Source organism: Antribacter sp. NEAU-D49, from assembly GCF_057158775.1.
Map to the genome: position 1 here is coordinate 100,232 of NZ_JBXTSN010000010.1, position 16,945 is coordinate 117,176.

17 protein-coding genes are annotated in these 16,945 nt (G+C 73.9%); 7 read left to right on the forward strand and 10 right to left on the reverse strand.

Annotated elements, in window-relative coordinates; genetic code table 11:
- Positions 1 to 6 precede the first annotated feature (6 nt).
- A complete protein-coding gene (locus tag AC060K_RS10120) occupies positions 7 to 321 on the forward strand; it encodes a DMT family transporter (protein WP_483765313.1) in 315 nt (104 codons plus the stop codon).
- A gap of 21 nt (positions 322 to 342) precedes the next feature.
- Here the strand turns inward: AC060K_RS10120 and AC060K_RS10125 are convergent, their stop codons facing one another.
- Positions 343 to 1,065: an SDR family NAD(P)-dependent oxidoreductase gene (locus AC060K_RS10125; RefSeq protein ID WP_483765314.1), complete on the reverse strand. Its 723-nt coding sequence runs from the start codon at positions 1,063 to 1,065 to the stop codon at positions 343 to 345.
- A 58-nt stretch (positions 1,066 to 1,123) separates the two neighbouring features.
- Here AC060K_RS10125 and AC060K_RS10130 point away from each other — a divergent pair, with 58 nt between their 5' ends.
- Both AC060K_RS10130 and AC060K_RS10135 read left to right on the forward strand, forming a co-directional pair.
- Positions 1,124 to 1,648, forward strand: coding sequence for a MarR family winged helix-turn-helix transcriptional regulator (locus AC060K_RS10130; RefSeq protein WP_483765315.1), 525 nt, complete (start codon positions 1,124 to 1,126; stop codon positions 1,646 to 1,648).
- 77 nt (positions 1,649 to 1,725) lie between these two features.
- Positions 1,726 to 2,322 carry a dihydrofolate reductase family protein gene (locus tag AC060K_RS10135; protein ID WP_483765316.1) on the forward strand — a complete coding sequence of 199 codons (597 nt, stop codon included), beginning with the start codon at positions 1,726 to 1,728 and terminating at the stop codon, positions 2,320 to 2,322.
- Positions 2,323 to 2,455: 133 nt separating this feature from the next.
- Here AC060K_RS10135 and AC060K_RS10140 read toward each other — a convergent pair whose 3' ends face one another.
- Positions 2,456 to 3,484 (reverse strand): ornithine cyclodeaminase, encoded by a 1,029-nt coding sequence (locus tag AC060K_RS10140; protein ID WP_483765317.1) that lies wholly within the window; start codon positions 3,482 to 3,484, stop codon positions 2,456 to 2,458.
- Positions 3,481 to 4,368 (reverse strand): dimethylargininase, encoded by an 888-nt coding sequence (gene ddaH, locus AC060K_RS10145; protein WP_483765318.1) that lies wholly within the window; start codon positions 4,366 to 4,368, stop codon positions 3,481 to 3,483. The genes AC060K_RS10140 and ddaH overlap by 4 nt, the downstream gene beginning before the upstream one ends.
- 103 nt (positions 4,369 to 4,471) lie before the next feature.
- Between ddaH and AC060K_RS10150 the strand changes: the two genes are divergently transcribed.
- Positions 4,472 to 4,909, forward strand: coding sequence for an Lrp/AsnC family transcriptional regulator (locus tag AC060K_RS10150; protein WP_483765319.1), 438 nt, complete (start codon positions 4,472 to 4,474; stop codon positions 4,907 to 4,909).
- Between the two features lie 31 nt (positions 4,910 to 4,940).
- Here the strand turns inward: AC060K_RS10150 and AC060K_RS10155 are convergent, their stop codons facing one another.
- The 6 genes from AC060K_RS10155 to AC060K_RS10180 all read right to left on the reverse strand — a co-directional run bounded on the left by AC060K_RS10155 (position 4,941) and on the right by AC060K_RS10180 (position 10,833).
- Entirely contained in the window at positions 4,941 to 6,062 is a 1,122-nt protein-coding gene (locus AC060K_RS10155) for a cellulose binding domain-containing protein (RefSeq protein WP_483765320.1), read from the reverse strand.
- Positions 6,063 to 6,090: 28 nt separating this feature from the next.
- Positions 6,091 to 7,263, reverse strand: a complete 1,173-nt coding sequence (locus tag AC060K_RS10160) for a cellulose binding domain-containing protein (RefSeq protein ID WP_483765321.1) — start codon at positions 7,261 to 7,263, stop codon at positions 6,091 to 6,093.
- Between the two features lie 199 nt (positions 7,264 to 7,462).
- Positions 7,463 to 7,882, reverse strand: coding sequence for a hypothetical protein (locus AC060K_RS10165; RefSeq protein WP_483765322.1), 420 nt, complete (start codon positions 7,880 to 7,882; stop codon positions 7,463 to 7,465).
- A 16-nt stretch (positions 7,883 to 7,898) separates the two neighbouring features.
- Positions 7,899 to 8,699, reverse strand: a complete 801-nt coding sequence (locus tag AC060K_RS10170; RefSeq protein ID WP_483765323.1) for an alpha/beta fold hydrolase — start codon at positions 8,697 to 8,699, stop codon at positions 7,899 to 7,901.
- A gap of 56 nt (positions 8,700 to 8,755) precedes the next feature.
- On the reverse strand, positions 8,756 to 10,111 hold the full coding sequence (locus AC060K_RS10175) for an FtsX-like permease family protein (RefSeq protein WP_483765324.1): 1,356 nt from the start codon (positions 10,109 to 10,111) through the stop codon (positions 8,756 to 8,758).
- A complete protein-coding gene (locus AC060K_RS10180) occupies positions 10,108 to 10,833 on the reverse strand; it encodes an ABC transporter ATP-binding protein (protein ID WP_483765325.1) in 726 nt (241 codons plus the stop codon). The genes AC060K_RS10175 and AC060K_RS10180 overlap by 4 nt, the downstream gene beginning before the upstream one ends.
- Positions 10,834 to 11,130: 297 nt before the next feature.
- Between AC060K_RS10180 and AC060K_RS10185 the strand changes: the two genes are divergently transcribed.
- Both AC060K_RS10185 and AC060K_RS10190 read left to right on the forward strand, forming a co-directional pair.
- Positions 11,131 to 14,112 (forward strand): glycoside hydrolase family 48 protein, encoded by a 2,982-nt coding sequence (locus tag AC060K_RS10185; RefSeq protein ID WP_483765326.1) that lies wholly within the window; start codon positions 11,131 to 11,133, stop codon positions 14,110 to 14,112.
- A gap of 160 nt (positions 14,113 to 14,272) precedes the next feature.
- The gene (locus AC060K_RS10190) at positions 14,273 to 15,211 is read left to right on the forward strand and encodes a ribokinase (protein WP_483765327.1); all 939 of its coding nucleotides are present in this window, start codon (positions 14,273 to 14,275) and stop codon (positions 15,209 to 15,211) included.
- A 21-nt stretch (positions 15,212 to 15,232) separates the two neighbouring features.
- On the opposite strand, the gene AC060K_RS10195 is transcribed toward AC060K_RS10190, so the two are convergent.
- Positions 15,233 to 16,018, reverse strand: a complete 786-nt coding sequence (locus tag AC060K_RS10195) for a DUF899 family protein (RefSeq protein WP_483765328.1) — start codon at positions 16,016 to 16,018, stop codon at positions 15,233 to 15,235.
- Between the two features lie 180 nt (positions 16,019 to 16,198).
- Between AC060K_RS10195 and AC060K_RS10200 the strand changes: the two genes are divergently transcribed.
- On the forward strand, positions 16,199 to 16,771 hold the full coding sequence (locus tag AC060K_RS10200; RefSeq protein ID WP_483765329.1) for an NADPH-dependent F420 reductase: 573 nt from the start codon (positions 16,199 to 16,201) through the stop codon (positions 16,769 to 16,771).
- Positions 16,772 to 16,945 lie beyond the last annotated feature (174 nt).

The window sequence follows — 16,945 nt, forward strand, 5'->3', positions numbered from 1 at the left end:
TACACCGTGTCCTGGATCGTTCTCGTCGTCTCCGGCGTCCTCGAGGCCGTATGGGCCACCGCCCTCGGCCGCACCGAAGGCTTCACGCGCCTGGCACCCACCCTCGTCTTCGGGACCAGCCTGGTCGCGAGCATGGCGGGCCTCGCCTACGCGATGCGCGACCTGCCCGTCGGCACCGCATACGCCGTCTGGGTCGGCATCGGCGCAGCACTCACCGTCACCTACGCGATGGTCACCGGCACGGAGCCGTTCTCGGTGGTCCGCCTGCTGCTCCTCGCGGGCCTGGTGGGCTGCGTCATCGGGCTCAAGCTGACCCACTGACGCGGCTCGTCGCGCCCGGGCTCACCGCGTCGTCCGGGCGCCGCCGTTCACGTGGAGGGTCTGGCCCGTGACGTGCCGGGCGCCGGGGGAGGCGAGGAACTGCACCAGCGCGGCGACGTCGTCGGGGGTGCCCGGGCGCCTGTCGTGCGTCGCCGCGATCAGGGCGTCCCGGCGCTCGGCCGTCAGCCGCCCCTTGAAGTAGCCCGTGTCCTCGATGTAGCCGGGCGCCACGCAGTTCGCCGTGATGCCTCGCGGCCCGACGGCGGACGACAGCCCCGCGGTCCACGCCTGCACCGCCGCCTTGGCGACCCCGTACGACGACGACGCGTACTCGGCGCCGATGGACCCGACCGTGACGACCGTCCCGCCGGACGGCATGGTCTCCAGCACCGCCGTGGTGACCAGGACCGTGCTGATCAGGTTGGCGTCGAGGTTCGCGCGCCACGCGTCGGCGACTCCCGCGAGGCCGGCGGGCGTGCCCGTCGTGTCGAAGTCCGTGTTGCCTCCGGCCAGGGCGACGAGCACGTCGACCGGCCGGGGCAGGCCGCCGACGAGCGCCTCCACCTGCGCGGGGTCGGCCGCGTCGCAGACGACGGCACGTGCGCCGGTGTCTGCGGCAGCAGCGTCGAGGGTGTCGGCGTGGCGGCCGGTGAGGACGACGTCGTCGCCCGCCGCGACGAGGCGTCGTGCGACGGCGCGGCCGATCCCGCCGGAACCGCCGGTGACAAGGACGAGACGAGGCATGGTGGCTCTCCGATCCACTAGGTTTAGATCTAAACATAGCCGAGCCGAGGACCTGCCGATGACTGCCGCAGACCGGGGCGCAGTACCGCCCCACCGCATCGCCGACGCCTGGGAACGCGAGCTGCCCGGCGTGCCGACGTCGTCCATCCGGGTGCTCACCCCGCTGCGACGGGTGGCCAAGCGGCTCACCGACGACCGGCGCCGCACCCTCGACCGGCTCGGCGTCGACGCCGCGACCCTCGACCTGCTCGCCACCCTGCGCCGCGCGGGCGAGCCCTGGCGGCTCACCACCCGCGAGCTGGCCGCCCAGACCCTGGTGACCGCGGGCGCGATCTCGCAGCGCGTCGCACGGGCGGAGCGGGACGGTCTGGTGACGCGGACGACGTCGGACGCCTCCCGCCGGGCGGTCGCCGTGACCCTGACCGACGCCGGGCACCGGCTCGTCGAGCGCGTCGTGGGGGAGCTGCTGACCCACGAGGAGACGCTCGTCGCGGGGCTCGGTGCCGCTGACCAGGCGGCGCTCGCCGACCTCCTGGAGCGGCTGGACACGGGCCTGGCGGCGGCGGAGGGTGCTCAACCTTGAGTCGGACGAGGGCATAGTTGCAGGTCAGGACGTCGTCACGGATGCTAGGGGCTTTGCCCCCCGACGAAAGGTCCCACATGCGCAAGCTCGTCTACTTCGTCGCCTCGACCCTGGACGGGTTCGTCGCCGGTCCCGACGGCGCCGACCCCACCGGCCCGGGCGGCTTCTGGCCCATCCCCGAGGACTACCTGCTGCACCTGGTCTCCGAGTACCCCGAGACGCTGCCCGGCCCCGCCCGGCAGGCGCTCGGCATCACGGCTGAGGGGGCACGCTTCGACACCGTCCTCGAAGGGCGTAACTCCTACGAGGTGGGCCTGAAGGCCGGCGTGACCGACGCCTTCCCGCACCTGCGCCACCTGGTGTTCTCCCGCTCCCTCGGCGAGAGCCCGGACCCGGCCGTGGAGGTCGTGTCGGGCGACCCCGTGGCCACCGTCCGGGAGCTCAAGCAGCAGGACGGGAAGGACCTCTGGCTCGTCGGGGGCGGCGCCCTGGCGGGTGCGCTGTACCGGGAGATCGACCAGCTCGTCGTCAAGCTGGCCCCCCTGACCATCGGTGCGGGCATCCCGCTGTTCGGCCGGGACGCCGCGTTCGACGCGCGCAGCTGGGAGCTCACGGACCACACGGTCCTCGGCAGCGGCGCGCTGTACCTGACGTACTCCCGGGTGCCCGCCTGACAGCACGCGTCGGCCGCTGTGTGACATGCCGCGACCAGGCAGCCGTTGCCCGAATCCGCCCGAGACGGGGAACAGCTGCCTGGTCGCGTACTGGGGCTCCGTCGCCCCCCTCAGGTGGCGGCATCCGCCACGATCAGGCCTCCGCCACCAGCGAGTACAGGTCCTTCGGGTCGGCCGGCTCCGCGATGAGGTCCAGGTGCTGCAGCAGCTCGGGGGCCGACGTCGTCACGTCGTCGCGCACGTACCTCAGCGCGCTCCAGTCCTCGACGGCGAACCCGACCGAGTCCCACACGACCAGCTCGTCCTCGCTGCGGCGCCCCGGCGCGCGCCCGGTCACGACCTCCCACAGCTCGGTCACCGGGAAGTCCGGCGCCTGACGCTGGATCTCGCCCTCGATCCGCGTCTGCTCCGTGAGCTCCACGAAGACGCTCGCCCGCGCGACGATCGCGGGATCGAGCTCCGTCTTGCCCGGGCAGTCGCCGCCGATCCCGTTGATCAGGACGCCCGCGGGCACGTCGGCGTCGTGCAGCACCGTCGCGTTCTGCTTGTCGGCGGTGCAGGTCGTGATGACCTGGGCCCCGCGGGCCGCGTCGGCGGCGTCGTGCGCCAGGACGACGTCGAACCCCAGCGCCTTCGCGTGCCGTGCCAGCTTGTCCATGGCCGCCGGGTCGACGTCGAAGACGCGCAGCGTCTCGATCCCGAGCTCGGCGCGCATGCCGAGCGCCTGGAACTCCGCCTGCGAACCGCACCCGATCAGGGCGAGGGTGCGCGCACCGGCCGGGGCGAGGTACCGCGCGGCGAGCGCCGACGTCGCGGCCGTCCGCAGCGCCGTGAGCAGCGTCATCTCCGCGAGGAACGACGGGTAGCCGTTGTGCACCTCGGCGAGAATCCCGATCGCCGTCACGGTCTGGAAGCCGCGCGCCGGGTTGCTCGGGTGGCCGTTGACGAGCTTGAAGCCGTAGGTCTCCTCGTCCGACGTGGGCATGAGCTCGATGACGCCCTCGTGCGAGTGCGTCGCGATGCGGGGCCGCTTGTCGAGCTCCGGCCAGCGCGCGAAGTCACGCTCGAGCGCGTCCGTCAGGGACGCGATCACGGCCTCCGGCCCGCGGCGCGCCACCCAGCGGGCGGTCGCGGCGACGTCGAGGAACGGGACGGTGGTCATCGCGTCATCTCCGAGGTGAGGGGGCCGACGGCGGGGCGCAGCTCGAGCGTGCAGCACTTCACCGAGCCGCCGCCCTTGAGCAGCTCGGACAGGTCGATCCCCACGGGCACGAACCCGCGGTCCTTGAGGTCGTCGGAGAGGCGCGTGGCGCGGTCGCTGAGAAACACGTGCAGGCCGTCGGACACGATATTGAGGCCCAGGACGGCGGCGTCCTCGGCGCTCGCGATCACCGCGTCGGGGAAGAGCTCGCGCAGCGTCTCCTGGGCGGCGGGGCTGAACGCCTCGGGGTAGTACGCGACGGTGCGGGTGCCGCTGACCGAGCCGTCGTCGAGCATCGCGAGGGCGGTGTCGAGGTGGTAGTAGCGCGGGTCGACCAGCTCGAGCGGGACGAGGGTGATGCCCTGCTCGGCCAGGCCCAGGCGCTCCGCGGCCTCGGCGTGCGCGGCGGGCGTGGTGCGGAAGCCGGTGCCGGCGAGCAGCAGGTCGCCGGTGACGAGGAGGTCGCCCTCACCCTCCATGACCTCGGTGGACTGGCCGAGCGACGTGTAGGCGGGTGCGCCCTCGGTGGCGAACCAGCGCTCGTACGCGGGGCCCTCGGCGGCCCGCTCGGGGTAGGTGAAGCGCGCGGCGAGGGCACGCCCGCCCACGACGATGCCGCCGTTGGCCGCGTAGACCATGTCGGGCAGCCCGGGCTCGGGGCGGATCACGTCGACCCGGTGGCCGCGGGACTCGTACGTCGCCTTGAGGGTCTCCCACTGCGCGACGGCGAGGTCGGTGTCCACGGGGTTCGACAGGTCCATCCAGGGGTTGATGGCGTAGACCACGTCGAAGTAGGTGGGCGGACACATCAGGAAGTGCCTGGGTGAGGCGGTGCGCTGCGTCATGTGGCAGAGGCTACGATCCCGCCGTCGCGCAACGTAGTGGCTTCTGTTGCGTCTTTCGTAGCGGTTTCTTGCGTCATCGAGCCCTGTGCTGAACGATTCGTTCATGGACGCACTGAACCGGGCGATCGTCGAGCGGCTCCTCCTCGACGGGCGCGCCACGTACCAGGAGATCGGCAGCGCGGTGGGCCTCTCGGCCCCCGCCGTCAAGCGGCGGGTGGACCTCATGCTCGCGCGCGGGGAGATCGCCGGGTTCACCGTCCGGGTGGACCCGCAGGCGATGGGCTGGATCCTCGAGGGCTACGTCGAGATCTTCTGCTCGGGCATCGTGTCGCCCGCCATGCTGGAGCGCGAGCTCGGCCCCATCCCCGAGGTGGTGCGCGTGTCGACGGTGACCGGCGACGCCGACGCGATGGTGCACATCATGGCGTCGAGCATGGCGGAGATCGAGAGCACCGTGGAGCGCATCCGCACGGCCGCCCATGTCGTCAAGACGCGGACGGCGCTGGTGATGTCCCGGGTGATCGACAGGCCGGGGGCGTGAGGCCGGCACTACGGGCTCGGACGTTTCGGGCTCAGGAGGCGGTGCAGGCGGCGCCGTCGAGAGTGAACCCGGTGGGCGGGACGATCTCCGATCCCGGCGGGTGCGTGCCGAGTGCGCCCAGCGTGACCGAGCCGCCGGGCGGGATCACCGCGTTCCACGGCGCGGCGGCCGCGGTGACGGTGGTGCCGGACTGCGACCAGGTGGCGTTCCAGCCGCTCGTGACCTGCGGGCCAGGGACGAGGTCGTACTCGAGGGTCCAGCCCTCGACGGGCGTCGCACCGGTGTTGGTGATCGTGAGGTCCGACGTGAAGCCGGTGCCCCAGACCGTGTGGCGGTAGCGCACCTCGCACAGCACCTGGGGGGCTTCGACCGAGACCCGCACGGGTGCCGACGCGCCGCTCACGTTTCGGACAGAGTCGAACGCGGCGACGTGCAGCGTGTGGTGGCCCGTCGGCAGGCTGGGAAGGTCGGCGCGCGTGGCGTTCCCGTCCACCCGGCCCACGCGCTCGTAGCCGGCGCGCGTCTTGCGGAAGACGTCGTACCGCACGACGGTGCTGCCGTAGGTGGTCACCGGGCTCCAGCACACCGCGGCGGCGGTCGCGGTCCCGCACGAGTGCGCCGTGGGGGTCGACGGCTGGCGGATCGCCGTCGGGGTCGGGGTGGGCCAGTTCGTGGGTGTCGGGACGGGGCCGCCCATCGACCAGGCGTTGGTCAGGTCGGAGGCGGGCGCGATCCCGCCCGCGTCGCGCACGAAGAACGTGCCGACCAGGCCCGTCCGCGGGGCCGAGAGGATGACCGTCCGCGGGTCCGCCGAGCCGGGGTAGCGCACGAAATCGCCGTCCCACGTGAGCTGGTGCAGCTCCCAGGGTTGGTCGGCGGCGACAGGGGGCGGCGTCCAGCACAGCACCCACATCGCGTTGCCCGGGACCATCGGCGGCGGCATGCACATGCGGCCCCAGGTGGGGACGTCCGAGGTGGAGGTCGGGTACGGGGTCGTGAGCGGTGCGGGTCCGGCGTCGGCCTGTGCGGCTACGCCGCCCAGTACGCCGGTGGCGAGGCCGAGCGCCGTGAGGGTCGCGACAGCGACGGCCGCGGCCGTCCGACGGCGGGCGGCGCGGGGGCCAGCGGCTCTGCTGGCAGCGGTTCGGGACATGGCGGTCCTTCCGGTCGGAGGAGCTTCGTCAGGAGGAGGTGGTGCAGGGGGCGCCGTCGACCGTGAAGACCGTGGGCGGGACGAACGGTGCGCCCGGCTGTCTGGCACCGACCAGGCCGAGCGTCACCGAACCGCCGGGCGGGACCGCCGCGTTCCAGGCCGCGCTGTCCGCGGTGACGACGGTTCCCGTCTGCGACCAGACGGCGTTCCAGCCGTGGGTCAGCTGGAGGGCGGGACCGACGTCGAACCGGAGCGTCCAGCCGTCCACCGGCGTGGTGCCGGTGTTCGTGAGCGTGAGGTTCGACGTGAAGCCGGCGTCCCACGGGTAGTGGTGGTGGCGGACGTCGCACGACAGGTGCGGGGGTACCGCGATCCGGACGGGCTGCGACACGGGGCTGATGGTGCCGCTGTCGGAGAACGCGGCGACGTAGAGGAGCTGGTCGCCGGAGGCTCGGGGCGGGAGGTCCGCACGGGTGGTGGCCGCGTCCACGCTGGCGACCCGTTCGTAGCCGACGGCGGCGCGCCGGAAGACGTCGTACCGCACGATGGCGCCGGTGAACACGGTCGCCGGGTCCCAGCAGACGGCGGGGGCCGACGTCGTGCCGCACGACACCGCGACCGGGGTCGAGGGCCGGGGGCCCGTCGGGGTGGGGACCGGCCCGGTCACGGGGCCGCCGACCGACGCGACGTTCAGGAGGTCGGAGGCGGGGTCGACCGCGCCGGCATCCTGGATGAAGAACGTGCCGATGAGGCCCGTGCCCGGGGACCGCACGGTCGTGGTCCAGGTGTCCGAGACGTGGAGCACCCGTTCGAACGTGCCGTCCCACCGGAGCTGGTAGACGTCCCACGGGCCGAGGATCGTGGCGGCGGACGTCACCCAGCACAGCGGCCAGACCGCCGTACCGGGGGCGACGGGCGGGATCTGGCAGCTGCTCCGCAGAGCGGGCGGCGTCCCGGCGGGCGGTGAGCTCGGCGGTGGAGTGATGACGGCGGGTCCGACGAGTCCCCGGTCGAGGGTCGCATCACCCACAGCGCCTCCCGCCGGCGCGGCGTCGGCGTGGGCCGAGGCGAGGCCGCCGGCGACACCGGAGAAGAGCGCCACGGCCGTGAGCCCGACCGCCGCGAGGGCGGCGACCGTCCTGCGGCGGACGGGCGGCGGAGCGGCGGGGCTGGCAGCGCTGCTGACGGCGGTTCGGGACATGGCTGTCCTTCCGGTCGGACGTGCGTCGTCGGCGTCTGACACAGGCGAGGGCCCGCACGGGGAGCGTGCTGATCAGGTCAGCCGTACGTCAACCGGTTCCCGGATGGTGGTCATGGATTCACCCGGCGCGCCGGGCGCCGCGCCGTCGCCTACCGCGACAGGGCCCGGCGGCCGCGCCGCGAGGGCGGCCGGCGACCCGCTACCGCGACCGCCAGCCCGGGAGCAGACGCTCGAGCGCGTCGGCGAGCTCGACCGAGTCGCCGTCCTTGCCGCCCGCCCCGAGGATCAGCGGGGGCCTCTTCGGTGCGGGCCGGACGCCGCGGACCCGGTCGAGCAGCGAGAGCGGCGCGGTGAGCACGTAGAAGTCGCCGTCCGTGCTCACCCCGGCGGTGCGGTCGACGCGCAGGTACCAGCCGCGCAGCGGCGTGCGGGCGACGCCCCGGCCGCCGTACCCGCGCACCTGCAGCTCCTCCGGAGGCAGGCCGGCGGTCACGGCGGCCGCGACGAACTCGTGCAGCAGGGCCGACGCCCGGGCGTGCTCGGCGTCCTGGCGCGCCTGCAGGCGCTCGGCCTGCACGCGCACCGCCTCGGCCCGCTGCCTCGCCCAGTCGTCCGTCATGCCGGAAGTCTCGCACTCAGGCGGCGACGCCCGCGCACCGCTTCGTGAACGCCACCAGCTCGGCGGCCATGGCCTCCGGCTCCCAGCTGTGCCATGCGCCGGGAACGGCCTTGGCCGAACCGTCCGGCACGCCCGCCGCGATGGCCGACGCCGCTTCCGGCATCCCGGGGAAGGTCTCCGTGCCGTAGGCGGCGAGGACGGGCACGCCGATCTCGCCGAGCCGCTGGTCCTCGATCGCTCGCTGCGCCCAGGCGAGGGACTGCGCGTCGGCCCGGTAGGACGCCACGGTCCGCGCCAGCACCGGCCAGTCGGGCGACGACTCCATCCCCGCGAGCCACTCCGGCGGCATGTCCTTCATGTAGTGCCGCATGGCGTTCTCGTGGTCGCCGGCGTCGAGGAGGCGCTCGATCTCGTCGGCCCAGGCCTGGGTCACGGCGGCCGGGTCGCTGAGCGGTGCCTCCCAGAGCGCGAGGCCGGTCACGGGCAGGCCGCGGTCGGCCGCCGCGAGCGAGAGGGAGCACCCGGACGAGTGGCCGCACAGGACGGCGGACCCGCCCGAGGCCTCGATCATCGTGGCGATGGCATCGAGCTCGCGGTCCAGGTCGAGGCGGCCCTCGGCGGGGCTCTCGCCGCGGCCGAGCCGGTCGAACACGACGGTGGTCAGGCCCTGTGCCGAGGCGAGCTCGGCGGTCGCGGTGGTCACGGGGTCGGTCGCGCGGTCGGGCCCCGCCCCCGTGACGAAGACGAGGGCGGGGCCGGAGCCGCGCAGGTCGTAGGCGACGCTGTCGCCGCGGCTGGTGGTTGCGTGGGTGGTCATACCCCGTCCGACGACGCAGCCGGGCGCAACTCATCGGTCCCGGACAGGTGCGGCCGTCAGAGCACCCGCTCGGGTGCGGCCAGGATGCCCGGGACCAGCCGGGCCGCGATCGCGGCGGCTCCCCGGATCGTCAGGAACCCGGCGGCGAACACCGCCCCCGCGGTGAGGAACGCCGTCGGCTGGAGGAAGATCGCGTAGCCGACGAGCGGGAAGATCATCACGGCCGCGCACGCGGCCGACCCGCCGGCGACGATCCACAGCGACGACATCACCGCCCGGCGGGACGCCTCGGCCATGACCGTGCGCGGCACGCCCAGCCGGTCGAGGGACACGTGCACGGCCCCGCGGTCGAGCGTCGTCGCGGCCTGGTTGATGCCGACCGAGCAGGCCACCATGAGGAACGACGCGGCCACGGTCACGAAGATGCCGGTCGAGATGTCGTGCATGAGCCAGCGCTCGTCGGGCGGCAGGTCGCTCGTGTCGGTCATGCCGGCGATCGCGAGGCCCACGGCGCCGAAGACGCCGACGTAGCTCGTCACGGCCACGCCGGCGACCTGCCGCCAGGCCCCCTTGGGGTCGTCGAGGACCATGCGTGCTGCGAGGAGGCGGGGCACGGTCCTGGCGTGGCGGTGGCGGCGCCGTGCCACGAGACGCACGACCCACGGGCCGACGGCGTCCAGCGCCAGCAGCATGGCCCCGAACGCGACGGCCATCCCGCCGATGATCCCGACGGTGCCGGCGAGCTGCGCGAGACCGCTCAGCGTCGCCGTGATCAGCGTCCCGAGGACCAGCGCCCCGACGGCCAGGACGAGCCGGCCCCAGTGGGCGGTGCCGGGCCGCTGCCGGTTGCGGACGCCGAGCGGCGTGACGACGACCGCGCGCAGGCCCGCCACCGCACTGAGCGCGGCGAGCAGGGTGACGGCCACGACGACCACCGGCGGCCAGGTCCACGGCAGCCAGACCTGCGCGCCGAGCGCCTCGCCGCGGAAGTGGAGGAGGCCCACGAGCGGCGCGGTCACGGTGTACAGGACGGTGCCGAGCAGCGCCCCTGCGAACGCCGTCGCGACGGCCTCGAAGACGGTGAGGAGCGTGACGGTGCCCGTCGTCGCGCCCAGGAGCCGCAGGGAGGCGAGCCGTTCGTCGCGGCGCCGGGCCGCGAGGCGGGCGGCCGACGCGCCGACGGTGGCGAGCGGGATCACGAGCAGCACCAGGCCGATCACGGCGAGCAGCCGGTACATGGTGCCGAGGTCGTCGTCCCAGGAGAAGAACGCCTGCGCGCCGCCCAGCACCAGCAGCAGGAGGGCCGTGACCAGCGTGAACGACACGAGGGGGAGCAGGGCGGCGAGCCGGTCGCCGTCGCGGCGGCGGGCGAACAGGCCGGCCAGCCGCACGGAGGTGGTCAGCGTGCTCATCGGCCGGACCCCGGGGTGAGTGCGGCGTCGTCGGCCCGGGAGGTGTCCGAGACGACCCGGCCGTCCCGGAGGACGACGGTGCGGGCGCAGCGGCGCGCGACGTCGGCGTCGTGCGTGACGACCACGACGGTGCGCCCCTCGCGCACCGTGCCGAGCAGGAGGTCGAGGACCTCGACGGACGTCGCCGAGTCGAGGGCGCCGGTGGGCTCGTCGGCGAAGATCAACCGCGCGCCGGTGACCTGCGCGCGGGCGATGGCCACGCGCTGCGCCTGGCCGCCGGACAGCTCGCCGAGCCGCCGGTGCTCCAGGCCCGCGAGGCCCAGGCCGCCGAGCCAGTGCGCGGCCTCGGCCTCCGCCTGCGCCCGGGTGGCCCCGCCCAGCATGCGCGCGACCGCCACGTTCTCCAGCGCCGTCAGCTCGTTGAGGAGCAGCCCCTGCTGGAAGACGAAGCCGATCTCCTCGCGACGCAGGCGGGAGCGCCCGGCGTCGTCCAGGGCCTCGACCTGGACGGGCCCCGAGGCCGCCGCGAACGTGACGCCGCCGCCCGTGGGGCGGAGGATCCCGGCGAGGCAGTGCAGCAGCGTGGACTTGCCCGAGCCGGACGCTCCCATGATCGCCACGGTCTCGCCGGGCCGGACATCGAGGGAGACGGAGTCGAGGGCCGGGGCGGCGGTTCCGGGGTAGTGCATGGTGAGGTCCCGGGCCTGCAGGAGCGGTGTCATGGGTCCAGGCTCGCAACGAAGGGTCGTGGCGCGCGTCGCCCCGCGAACGGATCCGGTGGCCCGCGCCGTCATCCCGGGGGATGACCCGGACCCCGATCCGCCCGGAGCCCGCGGCTCCCCGCGGATCGAACCGATACGGCTTCGGAAGGCGCTTACCAGGCGGGATCTCGCGGTTTCTACTGAATCGGTTAAGGGCGTTGTGGGGCCCGGAGGCCAGGGCGACAGTGGCCAGGCCCGACCCTGGCCGGGCCCCGTGAGGTGCTCGCTGACGAGCTTCCCGACGAAGGAGTCAACACCATGCGACGACAAGGATCCACCGTGCGGGCGGCGCGCCCGCCCGCCCCGCCCGGACGCCGGCGCGCGGGCGCCGCCGCCGTGCTCGCATCGACGGCCCTCGTGCTGGCCGGCCTCGCGGCGGTCCAGCCCGCGACCGCCGCCGGCCAGGTCTCGGCCGCGCCGGCGAAGGCCGACGTGACGGCCCTCGCGGACGGCGAGTACACGCAGCGCTTCCTCGAGCTGTACGACAAGATCCACGACCCGGCGAACGGGTACTTCTCGCCGCAGGGCATCCCGTACCACGCCGTCGAGACCCTCATGGTGGAGGCCCCCGACTACGGGCACGAGACCACGTCCGAGGCGTACTCGTTCTGGCTCTGGCTCGAGACGTCGTACGGGCAGGTGACCGGGGACTGGGCCCCGTTCAACCACGCCTGGGACACGCTCGAGGAGTACATGATCCCGCAGACGGAGAACCAGCCCACCAACGGCGCGTACAACCCGAACAGCCCCGCCACGTACGCCTCCGAGTACAACCACCCGAGCCAGTACCCCTCGGCGCTCAACAGCGGCGTCTCCGTGGGGACCGACCCGATCGCCGCCGAGCTCCGCTCGACCTACGGCACCTCCGAGATCTACGGCATGCACTGGCTCGCCGACGTCGACAACGTCTACGGCTTCGGCGCCGCACCGGGCTCCTCGACGCTGCTCGGCCCCACGTACGAGGGCACGTCGTACATCAACACCTTCCAGCGCGGCCCGCAGGAGTCCGTCTGGGAGACCATCCCGCAGCCGTCGATCGACGACTTCAGCTACGGCGGCCCCAACGGCTTCCTCGACATCTTCACCGGGGACGGGTCGTACGCGAAGCAGTGGAAGTACACCAACGCGCCCGACGCCGACGCCCGCGCCATCGAGGCCGCCTACTGGGCCAACAAGTTCGCCACCGAGCAGGGCCAGCCCGAGGCCGTCGCCTCGACCGTCGGCAAGGCGTCCAAGATGGGCGACTACCTGCGGTACGCGCTCTTCGACAAGTACTTCAAGACCATCGGCTGCCAGTCGCAGTCGTGCGCCGCCGGCAGCGGCCGGACCAGCGCCCACTACCTGCTGTCCTGGTACTACGCCTGGGGCGGCGCGCTCAACACGCAGAGCCCCTGGGCCTGGCGCATCGGCTCCAGCCACGCGCACTTCGGCTACCAGAACCCGATGGCCGCCTGGGCCCTCGCCAACGACCCCGACCTCCAGCCGGCGTCGCCCACGGCCACCGCCGACTGGCAGAAGAGCCTCGACCGCCAGGTCGAGTTCTACACCTGGCTCCAGGCCCCCGACGGCGGCATCGCCGGCGGCGCCACCAACAGCTGGGACGGCGCCTACGCCGCGCACCCCGCCGGGACGCCCACCTTCTACGGCATGGCGTACACCGAGGCGCCCGTCTACAACGACCCGCCGTCGAACCAGTGGATGGGTATGCAGGGGTGGGGCGTCGAGCGCGTCGCGCAGCTCTACCAGGAGACCGGCAACCTCAAGGCCAAGGCCGTGCTCGACAAGTGGGTCCCGTGGGTCATCGACCACATCACCGTGACCGACACGACGTGGCAGATCCCGTCCGAGCTCACCTGGACCGGCAAGCCCGACACCTGGAACCCGGCCAGCCCGGGCAGCAACTCCGGCCTCTCCGTGGACGTGAGGAGCTACGGGCAGGACGTCGGCGTCGCCGGCGCGCTCGCCCGCACCCTCATGTACTACGCCGCCGCGTCGGGCAACGTCGAGGCGCGCGACACCGCGAAGGCGCTCCTCGACGCGATCTGGACGCAGAACAGCGACGCCAAGGGCGTCTCCGCGGTCGAGACCCGGAGCGACTTCGGCCGCTTCGACGACGAGTACGTGGCCGGCGGCAACGGCGTCTACGTGCCCCCGGGCTGGTCCGGCGACATGCCGAACGGCGACATCGTCGCCCCCGGCGCCACCTTCCTGGACATCCGGTCCTTCTACCTCGACGACCCGGACTGGAACAAGGTCCAGGCGCACCTCGACGGCGGTCCCGCGCCCCAGTTCCGGTACCACCGGTTCTGGGCGCAGACGGCGGTCGCGACGGCGCTCGCGGACTACGACCGGCTCTTCGGCGACGGCGGCGAGCCGCCGGCCGACACCGTGGCGCCCACCGTGCCGACGGGCGTGACGGTCACGGGCACGACGTCGACGACGGCGTCGCTCTCCTGGACGGCGTCGACCGACAACGTGCGCGTCACCGGCTACGAGGTGCGGCGCGGCGGCACGCTCGTGACGACGGTCACCGGCACCACGTTCACCGACACGGGCCTGACCCCGAGCACCGCGTACCAGTACACGGTGACCGCGCGTGACGCGGCGGGGAACACGTCCCCGGCGTCGGCCGCCGTGACGGCCACGACCACCGGGACCGGGGGCGGCGACACCCAGGCGCCCACCGTGCCCACCGGCCTGCAGGTGACCGGCGTGACGGAGACGTCGGCGTCGCTCTCCTGGACGGCGTCGACCGACAACGTCGGCGTGACCGGCTACGAGGTGCGGCGCGGCGGCACGCTCGTCGCGACGGTGCCCGGCACGTCGTACACGAACACCGGCCTGACGGCGGGTACCGCGTACCAGTACACGGTGAGCGCACGCGACCAGGCCGGGAACGTGTCCTCGGCGTCGGCCCCCGTCACAGCCACCACCAGCCCGTCCGTGCCGGCGGGCAAGTGCACCGCGACCTACCGCACCGTGAACTCGTGGGGCGGCGGCTACCAGGGTGAGATCACCGTGACCGCCGGGGCCGCGACGATCACGAGCTGGTCGGCGTCGTGGAACCTCGCACCGGGCGGGCTCACGCAGTCGTGGAGCTCGAACGTCACGGTCTCCGGTGGCGTCGCCACCGCGACGAACGCATCGTGGAACGGGAACCTCCCGGCTCGCGGCAGCACCACGTTCGGCTACATCGGCAGCGGTGCGCCGCCGTCGAACACCACGGTGACCTGCCGCTGACGCAGGTCCCTGCGGTCACCTCGCCGAGGGAGTGCGCCCGTCCGGCGGACGCGCTCCCTCGGCAGGCAGCCCTCCGCCGAGGGAGTCACCTGGTCCGACCAGGTGACTCCCTCGGCGGCGTCGTACCGTGTGGGTCGTCAGCCTCGGGAACGGAGCCACAGTGACCTCAGCAGGCGGTGCCGGGCGGGTCGCCGTCGTCGGCTCGGCGAACGTCGACCTGGTGGTCGACGTGCCGCGCCACCCGGCGGGCGGCGAGACGATCCTCGGCGGCGACCTGCGCCGTACCCCGGGCGGCAAGGGCGCCAACCAGGCGGTCGCCGCCGCGCGCGCCGGGGGAGCGGACACCACGTTCGTGGGCGCCCTCGGGCACGACGACGCGGCGGACCTCCTCCTCGCGTCGCTCACCGCGGCGGGCGTGCGCACCGACGTCGTCGCGCGTGTCCCGGCCCCGACCGGCACAGCGCTCATCACCGTCGCACCCGACGGCGAGAACGCGATCGTCGTCGCGCCCGGCGCCAATGCGCGCGCCCGGGTGGGCCCGGCGCAGGCCGGGCGGATCGCCGTGGCCGACGTCGTCCTCGCCCAGCTCGAGGTCCCCGTCGACGTCGTCCTCGACGCTGCCCGGGCGCGGCGGCGCGGGGCGCTGTTCGTCCTCAACGCCGCCCCGTGGCGCCACCTGCCGGACGCGCTGTGGGAGCAGGTCGACGTGCTCGTGGTCAACGAGCACGAGGCCGCGGGCCTGGCCGGTGCGGGTCCGACGCCGGACCTCGCCGCCGCGCTGCTGGCCCGCGCCCCCGCCGTCGTCGTCACGCTCGGCGCCCGCGGCAGCCTCGTGGCCCGGCGTGGCGCGTCGCCGGTCCGGCTGCAGGGGATCCGGGTCGAGGCGGTCGACACCACCGGCGCGGGCGACACGTACTGCGGCGTGCTCGCGGCCTGCCTCGCCCGCGGCGGCGCCCGCGGCGGCGCCCGCGACGACGGCCTCGTCGAGGCGGCGCGCCGGGCGGGCGTCGCGGCGGCGCTCGCCGTCACGCGGCGCGGGGCGCAGGAGGCGGTGCCCGACGCGGCGGAGGTGGTGGCGCTGGCCGCGGCCTCCGGGTGACAGCGGTGCGGGGGCGCGTGCTCAGTGGTGGTGCCGGTGCGGCACGTCCGGGTCGACGGGCGTCGCGCCCGGGCGGGACCACTGCGCCGTCGGGCGGCCGTCCTTGCGCCAGAACCAGCCCGGCCGGTGCTGCTCCACGCGGCCCTCGGGCGAGTCCTGCCACGCCTCCTGCCGCCCGAAGGGCGTCATGTCCAGGAGCTGCAGCGACGGGATGAACGACTCGGTGCCGCGGCCCGTGGTCTCGTAGGTGAGGAACACGCGGTCGCCCTGACGTACGAAGCAGGCCATGGCGCCGAACTCCCCGGCGAGCGCCGGGTCGTCGATCCCCGCGACCGAGTACCAGGGAACCGTGTAGCCCATGAAGTCGCGGAGCTGGGCGGCCTCGTCCCACGGTCCCTCGCAGAACACCGCGAACGAGACGCCCACCGCCGCGAGGTACGAGGTGTCGTGGACGTGCCAGATGCACAGCGTGCAACCCTCGCACTGGTCCTCGATGGGCATGCCGGTGTGGAACATGTGCTTGTAGACCAGGAGCACGTCGCGCCCGTCGAAGACGTCGAGCAGAGACGTGGGGCCGTCGTCACCCACGACGTCCCGGACCTCGACCTCCGTCATCGGGAGGCGGCGCCTGGCGGCCGCGATCGCGTCGCCCTCGCGGGTGTGAGCCTTCTCGCGGACCAGGAGCTCGTTCCGTTCCGCGAGCCAGGCCTCACGGTCGACGACGGGCGGCAGGGCCCCGGCCGACGGCTCGTGGCCCGCGTGGTGCCCGGTGTGGTCCTCGTGCTGGTGCTGGGACGTGGTCGTCATGCCTGCTCCTCGTTGTCGGTCGATCCGGGTGCGTCGCAAGGGCTGACGACCCGGCCGCCGGGAACTCATCGGTCCCGGTCGCGGGCCGGTGACGTTCCGGTGACGCTGGAACCGACAGCGCCGCGCGGCGGCGCTCCGGCCGGAGCCGTCCGGAACCGTCGAGGACGAAGGAGCACGTCCATGACCAGCATCAGCATCATCGGCACGGGGAACATGGGTACCGCGCTCTCCGACCTCGCGGAGCGGGCGAACGCCCAGGTGCAGCCCGTGGGGCACGACGACGATCCCGGGACGCTGACCGGCGACATCGTCCTGCTCGCGGTCCCGTACCCCGCTCTGGCCGACGTGGCCTCCCGGTACGGAGACCAGCTCGCCGGCAAGGTCGTGGTGGACCTGACGAACCCCGTGGACTTCGAGACCTTCACGCCGGTGGACATCGAGGCGGGGAGCGCCGCCGCCGAGCTGGCGGCGGCGCTCCCGGGGGCGCGGGTCGTCAAGGCGTTCAACACGAACTTCGCCGCCACGCTGTCGGCCGGGAGCGTGGGCGACGCGCCCGTCACGGTCCTGGTCGCGGGTGACGACCCCGACGCCAAGCGCGAGGTCATCGACCTCGTCACGGCCTCGGGCGCGCAGGGCGTGGATGCCGGGCCGCTCGCGTCCGCGCGCCAGCTCGAGGCGGTCGGCTACCTGCAGATGGGCCTCGCCATCACCGAGGCGATCCCCTGGACGGGCGGGTTCACGATCGCGCGGTGACCACGCTGCGGGCGCGGGCCGGGGGCCGGGGGCCGACGTCGTCCCTGCGCCGAGACAGTGCCCCTGTCGGGCGACGGCGCTGTCTCGGCGGGGCCGTAGCGCCGAGACAGCGCCGTCGTCGGACGGAGTGACTGTGCCGGCGAGGGGCTCGGTTACCGTGTCCCGGTCCGCCCC